Below are 3,568 nucleotides of genomic sequence, written 5' to 3' on the forward strand. Positions count from 1 at the left end.
GCCGTGGGGGGCGACCATACCGGAGGCCCCGTTGGCATGGCCGGGCCTCACAAACCGAAGGGCGGGAGAAGCGGCAGGCGGAGACCGCACCACGGTGGTGCGGCGAACCCGACGGACCGGTGGAAAAGTGTGCCACCGTGGCGTGGGACAAAAGTGTCCGACCATTGGGACAGGAGTGTCCGGGTGGTGGGACGGGCCCTAGGCCCGGGCGCCCACCTTGCGCTCCAGGTACTCCATCAGCTGCTCGGGGGTGCCGCCCCGCAGGGTGCGCTTGTCCCAGCAGNCGTCNTCCAGGTCGGCNAGCTCGGCGNGCCTGTCGGCGTAGGACGGTGAGAACATGTTGTGCAGCACGCTGCCCACCTCGCCGTCGCCGGCAACCANCACCAGCAGGTGCTCGGTCTCCTCAATGTGGGAGAAGGCCTTGTAGGGCTTGGCCACGGAGCCCGCAGGGCGGCCGTCTTGCAGCACGCAGCAGCGGGCCTCGGACAGGCAGGCGCTCGACCGCAGCTCGCAGCGCTGGTCGTCGCCCGTGCCCGCGCCGTGGCGGGCGAACCAGTGGTCGGCCGTCTTGCGCCACGAGCGCTTGGGCCAGAACAGCGTGAAGCCCGTGACAGCCAGGGCCACCGACCAGCCGAGCAGGGCCAGGATGACCACGCCGGCCACGACGCCCCATGCCGTCATGACGCCCGCAGCGACGGTGCCCCAGACGTAGGCGGCCAGGACCACGGCCCAGACCACCGCCATGACCAGGCCGTCGCGCTTGTTCATCGACCGGTCCTTGGCCGAGACGAGCTCCCTTAGCAGGGGCTCGTCCATGACGATGGTCGACTCGTAGACCACGTCGCCGGCGCTCATCGCCGGCGTGCTCTCAGGTGTTGCCATGGGTTCCTCCTAGCGGCGCCGGTCGCGGCGCGCCTGCTTCCTCTGCCGACGCGCCTCCTTCTTGGCGGCGTCCCGCTCGCGCTGGGCCGCCTGCACGCTGCCCCAGCCGTCCAGCGTGCGGCACACCTTCTCGCACCAGCGCACGAGGGCGCCGCGGTCCGGCTCCACCACATGGGACCCCACGAAGTGCACGAACTCGGCGTTGCCGCCGCGCACGAAGCCGTCCATGGCCACGATGACCAGGGCCGACTGCCCGGCCATGGTGAGGCAGCACACGGTGAGNGTGGCNANGGCTCGGTTGAAGGCGCGCCACGGNNANACCTTGAAGGGGCCGTCTCCCACCTTGACGCCCAGGCCCTCCTCGGTGGCATAGAACACGCGGTCGCGGGAGGCCTCGCCGGCCNTGTCGAGCTGCGAGATCATGCGGCGGGCGCTCTCCATGGGCAGGCGCGAGCCCTGCCACACGGTCATGAGGCCCACGAGGAGCACGAGCACGAACGCGAGGGTGTCGGCGCCGAAGGCGAGCCGCCACACCAGGGCGAACACACCGAGTGCGATGCCGAAGGCGAAGTAGACGAGCCGGAGCGCCGCCGAGGTGGTGAGCCGGCAGCCCTCCTTGACCATGTCGTTGGTGAGGTGCGTCTCGTTGACGAGGGGCGCGTCGGTGGGCACGCCCTTGGGGAGGGGCGCCGCCTTCCTGTGCCTCGACTGCTTTGAGCGGGCCATGGGCCCCCTTTCTCGTACGGTTTGGAGGGACGCCCCGGCCGTCAGCGCCCCTCGGAGGCGCCGCGGGACTCGACGAGGGCCAGGCAGGCGTGGAAGCGCTGGAGCGACAGGGCGCGGCGCGGGACGAGGGCCAGGGAGCCGTCGCGGAAGCGCACCACGATCATGGAGTCGGAGTGCTTGACGTCCTTGACCTCGGCCAGCGGCGTCACCTCGGCGTCGCGGTCGGCGCGGGCCACCTCGATGCGGTCGGGCCAGACGTCCACGGTGACGCGGCGGGCGTCCTCGGGCAGCGCCACGGCGTTCCAGCCCTGGGCCGCCACGCGGCGAGCTACGGCGTCGCCCCAGCGGCCCGCCACCACGAGGAGCACGGCGCACACGACGGCGCCGGCCACGGCGACGGCCGGGTTGGCGTCGGGCACGAGGAGGCAGAACGCCACGAGCGCCACGAGGCACACGGCGCAGGCGATGTAGGCGGGGTTGGTGGCGCCGCCGGGCACGAGGAGGCTCGTGGCCTCCTGGGTCATGAGGCTGGTGAGCTCGTAGCTCGCGTGGAACGCGGGCTTCTCGGCGGGTGCCTCGGGGCGTTTGGGCTTGGAGTGGGGCATGGGTGGGTCCGTTTCGGAGGGTGGTCGGGTGCGTGTGACGACAAGATTCTAGCCAACTGCGACCCGGGGACCCAGCCGGGTTTCAACTCGGTAAAGCGGGACCGCGCCCGTTGACAGGCGCGCCAGGCCGGGTCTAGAGTCCTTCTCAACCGAATACCGGTACCCCAAACCGACGAAGCGGAAGTAAAACCGCCCCAAGCGCCTACAGAGAGCCCGTGCAGCTGAGATGCGGGTGGTGGCAGGACGGCACAATGGACCCGCCGAGGGCGCGGAGAAGCGCAGCAGCGTGGAAGCCGCGACGGGAGCTCCCGTTACAGAGCAGGGCGTGGATGCGCCCGCAAAGAGGACGGAGACCTCCTCCGTCAATCAAGGTGGCACCGCAGGTGTTTCGACGTCGAGACGCTTGTCCTTGAGTCAGACCAAGACCGGGGGCGAGCGCTTTTTCATGGCCGCCCCACGGGTCCGGCGCCACCGGGCCCAGAAAGGANCGAGCGATGAACCCGACGGCCCCCGACCCCAAGCGCCTCCCCAGGAACGGCTTCCCCAAGAACGGCCCCCGCGGCGGCCTGATCTGCGCGCTCGTGCTCTGCCTCGCGCTGGGCATGGCGCTCTCCGGCTGTGGCCCGGCCACCTCGGCCCAGGACGAGGCCGGCTCCACCGGCGACAAGAGCGACCCCGTCAAGGTCTGTTTCGTCGAGGTCGTGGAGAACGACGCTTTCGTCACCATGATGAACGGCTTCAAGGACGAGATGGCGGCCCAGGGCTACGACAACGTCACCTACGACGTCCAGAACGCCCAGGGAGACACCTCCACCCTCAACCAGATCGCCGCCCAGCTCAAGTCCTCCGACTACGACGTCATCGTGCCCATCGCCACGNCGGCCGCCGAGGCCTGCGCCANCGCGGGCATCGCCACGCCCATGGTCTTCATGAGCGTCACCGACCCGGTGGCCGCCGGCCTCATGGCCGACCTCGACAAGCCCGACAAGGGCATCACCGGCACCTCCAACACCTCCGACGTCAAGGCCATCTTCGAGTTCGCCGGCAAGCTCGACCCTGCGGCCCTCTCCGGCAAGGTGGGCATCCTCTACTGCTCCGGCGAGAAGAACGCCGAGGTCACGGCCAAGGCCGCCGAGGAGTACCTCAAGGGCCGCGGCATCGAGGTCGAGGTCCGCACCGTCACCAACAGCTCCGAGGTCCAGCAGACCGNCGCCGCCCTCGCCTCCGNCGTGACGGCCATCTACGTGCCCGTGGACTCCGTGGTCCAGAGCTCCATGACCGCCCTCACCGAGGCCGCCACCAAGGCCGGCGTGCCCGTCCTCGGCACCGACCCCGTCATGGTCCAGTCTGGCGCC

2 protein-coding genes are annotated in these 3,568 nt (G+C 70.4%); one reads left to right on the top strand and one right to left on the bottom strand.

Translation table 11 applies throughout. The features are described 5' to 3' along the window. Nucleotides 1-1,649: 1,649 nt before the first annotated feature. A complete protein-coding gene (locus JX283_RS07980) occupies nt 1,650-2,213 on the bottom strand; it encodes a hypothetical protein (protein ID WP_204830102.1) in 564 nt (187 codons plus the stop codon). Between the two features lie 494 nt (nt 2,214-2,707). Between JX283_RS07980 and JX283_RS07985 the strand changes: the two genes are divergently transcribed. Beyond that, nucleotides 2,708-3,568, top strand: an 861-nt coding sequence (locus JX283_RS07985) for an ABC transporter substrate-binding protein (protein ID WP_204830103.1), incomplete at its 3' end; no start/stop codon positions are given.

The sequence above is a fragment of the Olsenella sp. CU969 genome (assembly GCF_905219715.1).
GTDB classification, from domain to species: domain Bacteria; phylum Actinomycetota; class Coriobacteriia; order Coriobacteriales; family Atopobiaceae; genus Granulimonas; species Granulimonas faecalis.

Excerpts from the sequence above, each read along its gene's own strand:
- JX283_RS07980 (WP_204830102.1), bottom strand. The coding sequence starts at position 2,213 with ATGCCCCACTCCAAGCCCAAACGCCCCGAGGCACCCGCCGAGAAGCCC.